At 70.0% G+C, this 5,615-nt stretch carries 5 protein-coding genes; 1 reads left to right on the forward strand and 4 read right to left on the reverse strand.

What is annotated here, in order from left to right:
* The first annotated feature begins 152 nt into the window (after positions 1 to 152).
* Entirely contained in the window at positions 153 to 740 is a 588-nt protein-coding gene (locus Mam01_RS35700) for a hypothetical protein (protein WP_204289642.1), read from the forward strand.
* On the opposite strand, the gene Mam01_RS35705 is transcribed toward Mam01_RS35700, so the two are convergent.
* From Mam01_RS35705 to chvE, 4 genes are all read right to left on the reverse strand, one after another.
* Positions 737 to 1,309 carry a TetR/AcrR family transcriptional regulator gene (locus Mam01_RS35705; protein ID WP_150940668.1) on the reverse strand — a complete coding sequence of 191 codons (573 nt, stop codon included), beginning with the start codon at positions 1,307 to 1,309 and terminating at the stop codon, positions 737 to 739. The two genes, Mam01_RS35700 and Mam01_RS35705, sit on opposite strands and share 4 nt — an antisense overlap.
* Before the next feature lie 263 nt (positions 1,310 to 1,572).
* On the reverse strand, positions 1,573 to 2,769 hold the full coding sequence (gene mmsB, locus Mam01_RS35710; protein WP_373868744.1) for a multiple monosaccharide ABC transporter permease: 1,197 nt from the start codon (positions 2,767 to 2,769) through the stop codon (positions 1,573 to 1,575).
* Between the two features lie 2 nt (positions 2,770 to 2,771).
* Positions 2,772 to 4,307, reverse strand: a complete 1,536-nt coding sequence (gene mmsA / locus Mam01_RS35715) for a multiple monosaccharide ABC transporter ATP-binding protein (RefSeq protein WP_150940664.1) — start codon at positions 4,305 to 4,307, stop codon at positions 2,772 to 2,774.
* Positions 4,308 to 4,341: 34 nt separating this feature from the next.
* A complete protein-coding gene (gene chvE, locus Mam01_RS35720) occupies positions 4,342 to 5,439 on the reverse strand; it encodes a multiple monosaccharide ABC transporter substrate-binding protein (protein ID WP_204289643.1) in 1,098 nt (365 codons plus the stop codon).
* Between the last annotated feature and the right edge of the window lie 176 nt (positions 5,440 to 5,615).

Raw genomic sequence — 5,615 nt, forward strand, 5'->3', positions numbered from 1 at the left:
CCAGGTCGTGAAGATCGACATCGAGGGCGAGGGCGACAACGCCACGTTCGTCTTCACCGGTGAAGCCGGGCCCTCGCAGGTGGCCGACGGGGCGGCCACCGCCGCGCTGCCCGCCCGCTGACCGCGCGCCCCCAGGCCGGAAGACGGGATATATGCGCGAAGACCAGGCATTCTGGATCGACGCCCGCTCCGACCGGGAGCGCGCACGTGGGGGCGACAGCCGCTACGCCGAGTTGCTGCGCGACAACATCGGCGCGTTCGACGGCGTCTGGGGCGACATCGCCCCGGTCGCGTTCGCCTGCGCCGCCTGGCGGGTCGCCACGCCTCCCGTCGCCTCGCCGGGGCTCGTGCGGTGGCATCGCCGGATCCTCTCGGCCTCGTGCGCGCGCAACGGCTGGGACGGATCGATGATCGCCCGGATCGGCCTGGTCTCGCCCCCGCCCGCGGCGCTCACGGCGTCGCGGGCCTGGTGGCGCGACCGGGGCTGGGAGGGGTGGCCGGAGGTCTTCGGCCAGTACGTCGAGCCCGCCGAGCGGGATCTCACCAAGATCCCGTTCGTGCGGCCTGTCCTGCTCGTGGACGCACCGCTGCCGCTCGACGACCTCCCCCCGGCGCCGGACGGCCCCGCCGAGGACCTGCCGGAACTGGCACACCGAGCCCTGGTGGTGCTGGTCCGCGAGCTGAACCGGCTGATCGGCCCGATGATCGCGCAGATCGAGAGCCCGGGCGGCTCGGGCTAAGGCGATTCGGCGGCGGGGGAGGGGCGCAGCCCGTCGAACACGACGGCCAGGGTGCGGTCGCGGACCTCGGGGGACCATCCGGCGTGCAGCGACGCCTGGCACAGGCCGATCAGCAGCGCCAGCACCTCGGGGACCCCGACGTCCCGCCGTACGGCTCCCGCCCGCTGGGCCCCGGCGAGCAGCGCCGCCACGGAGTCGCGCAGCGCGTCGACGGGCTTGGCCACGGTGACCTCGACGCCCGCCTCGGCCAGTAGATCGACGACCGTTCGCTGCTCCGCGGCCTGGCCGATCACCCAGGTGAAGAACTCGAAGAACGCGGTGGCCGGCTCGCCGGTGCGCGCGAGATTCCCGGTCTCCGCGGCGACGCGTACGGCGAGCACCTCGATGATCGCCTGGAGGAGCGCCTCCTTCGTCGGGAAGTGGCGGAACACGGTCCCGATGCCGACCCCGGCCTTCTGCGCGATCTCCTCGGTGGAGGCGGACGGTCCCTTGAGCGCGAAGACGACCTCGGCGGCCTCCAGGATGCGCTGCCGGTTGCGCTGGGCGTCCGAGCGCAGCGACCTGGCCATGGAACCCCCCGCGCCTCGCCGCTCTCCGAGCGGGTGCCCCGCGCCGCTCAACAGGAGCTGTGACTCCGATTGTAGGGGACGCCCCTTGGCGACGCGGAGAGCCGCGCGCCCACCGGAAAGGGACTGATGAGACGACGACGCCGGCCGGACATGCACGACATGTCCGGCCGGCGCATCGGTTTCCACGCACAGACGGCGGCACGACCACCGGCCGGGGGAGCGGCCGGCGTCCCCGGTTGCCCCGGGCTGTCCGCGCCCTCCCGCTACTTGGACTTGTTCTTGTTGTAGACGTCGAAGGCCACGGCGAGCATCAGCACGCCGCCCTTGATCGCCTGCTGCCAGTCGACGCCGAGGCCGAGCAGTGACATGCCGTTGTTCATCACGCCCATGACCAGGCCGCCGACGATGGCGCCGACGACGGTGCCGACGCCGCCCGACGCCGATGCGCCGCCGATGAAGGCCGCGGCGATGGCGTCGAGCTCGAAGTTCGTGCCCGCCTTGGGGGTGGCCGCGTTGAGCCGGGCGGCGAACATCAGCCCGGCGAGGGCGGCCAGTACGCCCATGTTGACGAACACCCAGAACTTCGTCTTCTTGGTCGCGATGCCCGACAGCGCGGCCGCGCGCTCGTTGCCGCCGACCGCGTAGATGTGCCGGCCGACCACCGTGCTCGTGGTGACGAACGAGTACGCCGCGGTCAGCACGATCACCACCAGGCCGACGATCGGCAGGCCCTGGTAGACCGCGAGGACCCACGCGAACGCCACGATCACGGCGACGATCGCGACGGCCTTGAGCACGAACCACTGCAGGGCGGGTACGGCGAGGCCGTACTCGCGCCGCCTGGCGCGCGAGCGCCAGTCGTTCCACACGATCACCGCGGCCCCGGCGAGCCCGAGCAGGATGGTCACCAGGTGCAGGTCGCCGGCGCCGAACTCCGGCACGAAGCCCGAGCCCAGCTGCCGGAACCCGGAGGGGAACGGCGCGATCGACTGCCCCTGCAGCACGACCATGCTGAGGCCGCGGAACAGCAGCATGCCGCCGAGCGTGACGATGAACGCCGGGATGCGGGCGTAGGCGATCCAGAAGCCCTGGAACGCCCCGATCAGCCCGCCCGTGACGAGCGCGCCGACCACGACCAGCGGCCACGGCAGGCCCCAGTTCACGATCGCCACGCCCGTGACCGCGCCCACGAACGCCGCCACCGAGCCGACCGACAGGTCGATCTCCCGGTTGATGATCACCAGCATCATGCCGATCGCCAGCACCAGCACGTAGCCGTTCTGCATGATCAGGTTGGTGACGTTCAGCGGTTTGAGCAGGATGCCGTCGGTCAGGATCTCGAACAGCACGACGATGACGACCAGCGCGGCGATCATCCCGTACTGCCGGAGGTTCCCCCGCAGGCGGGGACCGGCCGACCCGCCCGAGGACGCGGGGGTGGTCGCCGGGCGGTCCACCACGGTCATCGGGCCACCGCCGGTGTGTTCGTCATCAGCCTCATGACTGCCTCCTGTGTCGCTTCCCGCCGTCCGAGCTCACCGGTGATCCGCCCCTGGCTCATCACGTAGATCCGGTCGCACATGCCGAGGAGCTCGGGCAGCTCCGAGGAGATCAGCAGTACGCCCTTGCCCTCGGCGGCGAGCCCCTGGACGATCGTGTAGATCTCGTACTTCGCGCCCACGTCGATCCCCCGGGTGGGTTCGTCGAGGATGAGCACGTCGGGGTTGGTGTACATCCACTTGCTCAGCACGACCTTCTGCTGGTTGCCGCCGCTGAGGTTGCCGGTCTTGGTGAAGACGCCGGGCGCCTTGATCCGCAGCCGGTGGAGGAACCCCTCGGCGTCGGCCACCTCCCGGTGCAGGTCGATGACCGAGCGCCGGGAGACGCGGTGCAGGTTCGCCAGCGTGACGTTGCGCCGGATGTCCTCCTCCAGCAGCAGGCCGAGCTCCTTGCGGTCCTCGGTGACGTACGCCAGGCCGGCCGCGATGGCGTCGCCCACCGTGGCCAGGTGCAGCTCGCGGCCGTCCTTGCGGAGCGTGCCGCTGATCCGCTGGCCGTACGACCGGCCGAAGACGCTCATCGCGAGCTCGGTGCGGCCGGCGCCCATGAGCCCCGCGATGCCGACGATCTCGCCGCGCCGCACGGTGAGGCTCGCGTCGCGGACGACCTGCCGGTCGGGGACCGTGGGGTGGAAGACGTTCCACCCCTCGACCTCGAACAGCACGTCGCCGATCTCCGGGGTGCGGGGCGGGTAGCGGTGGTCGAGGTCGCGCCCCACCATGCCCCTGATGACGCGGTCCTCGTCCACCCCGTCGGCGACGTCGAGCGTCTCGATCGTCCGGCCGTCCCGCAGGATCGTGATCGCGTCGGCCACGGCCATCACCTCGTTCAGCTTGTGCGAGATGAGGATCGAGGTGATGCCGTGGTCGCGCAGGTCACGCAGGAGCCGCAGCAGGTTCTCGCTGTCGGTCTCGTTGAGCGCGGCGGTCGGCTCGTCGAGGATGAGCAGTTTCACGTCCTTGGCCAGGGCCTTGGCGATCTCGACGAGCTGCTGCCTGCCCACTCCGAGCGCGTTCACCGGGGTGTCCGGGTCCTCGCGCAGGCCCACCTTCTCCAGCAGGCGCACGGTCTCGTCCGACGTGGCGTGCCAGTCGATGACCCCGCGCCGCGCCCGCTCGTTGCCGAGGAAGACGTTCTCCGAGATCGACATGCCCGGGATGAGCGCGAGCTCCTGGTGGATGATGACGATGCCCGCCGCCTCGCTCTGCCGCAGGCCGCGGAAGGCGCAGGGGCGGGAGTCGAGGAGGATCTCCCCCTCGTAACTCCCGTGGGGGTAGACCCCGCTGAGCACCTTCATCAGCGTGGACTTCCCGGCGCCGTTCTCGCCCACGAGGGCGTGGACGGTCCCGCGCTCGACGTCGAAGTTCACGTCGTCGAGCGCGCGGACACCGGGGAACTCCTTGGTTATCCCCCGCATCCGGAGGATATGGTCGGGCATCGGAGGCCCCTTTCGTGCCGTGAACCCGCGAGGCTCAGCCGGTGAGCTGGGCCTCGGTGTAGTAACCGCCGTCGACCAGGATCTGCTTGTAGTTGTCCTTGTCGACCGACACGGGCTTGAGCAGGTACGACGGCACCGTCTTGACGCCGTTGTTGTAGCTGTCGGTGTTGTTGACCTCGGGCTTCTTGCCCTGGACGACGGCGTCGGCCATCGAGGCCGCCACCTTCGCCAGCTCACGGGTGTCCTTGTAGACGGTCTGCGTCTGCTCGCCCGCGATGATCGACTTGACCGACGCCAGCTCGGCGTCCTGACCGGTGATGATCGGCAGCGGCTTGCCGGAGGAGCCGTACCCGACGCTCTTCAGCGCGGAGATGATGCCGATGCTGATCCCGTCGTACGGCGAGAGCACCGCGTCGATCTTCTCGGACGTGTAGTTCGCGCTCAGCAGGTTGTCCATGCGGGCCTGGGCGGTGGCGCCGTCCCAGCGCAGCGTCGCGACCTGCTCCAGCTTCGTCTGCTTGCTGCGCACCACGAGCTTGCCCGAGTCGATGTACGGCTTGAGCACCGACATGGCGCCGTTGAAGAAGAACACCGTGTTGTTGTCGTCGGGGGAGCCGGCGAACAGCTCGATGTTGAACGGGCCCTTGCCGTCCTTCAGCCCCAGCTTGTCCTCGATGTAGCCCGCCTGCTGCACGCCGACCTGGAAGTTGTCGAACGTGGCGTAGTAGTCCACGTTGGGGGTCTTCATCAGCAGCCGGTCGTAGGCGATGACCGGGATCTTCTGGCCGGCCGCCTGCTGCAGCACGTCGGTGAGGGCGGCGCCGTCGACGGCCGCGACGACGAGCACCTTCACGCCCTTGGTGATCATGTTCTCGACCTGGGAGACCTGGGTCTCCACCACGTCCTCGGCGTACTGCAGGTCGGTGTCGTAGCCCAGCGACTTGAACTGCTGGACCATGTTGTCGCCGTCCTTGACCCAGCGCTCGGACGACTTGGTGGGCATCGCGATGCCCACGGTTCCCTTGCCGCCGGCGGTCGTGTTCCCGCCGTCCCCGCTGTCCGCGGTGTTGCCGCACGCGGCCGCGAGCAGCAGTAACAGCCCCGCTACCAGCGCGCCTGTGAATTTGCGCATGAGACAATCTCCTTCGGAATGGTTGTTCCTCGCGTCCCGTCGGGGGCCTAGACCGGCGGGACGCGGTTTTCCCGCCCGGCTGTGGAGCCGGGCGGAAGCTCTCACGGGCTCATGCCGGTGCTCTCCCTGACCACGAGTTCGGGCTCGACCAGGCGGCCCGGTTCGCCGTCGTGGGT

The sequence above is a fragment of the Microbispora amethystogenes genome (assembly GCF_016863015.1).
Lineage (GTDB): Bacteria > Actinomycetota > Actinomycetes > Streptosporangiales > Streptosporangiaceae > Microbispora > Microbispora amethystogenes.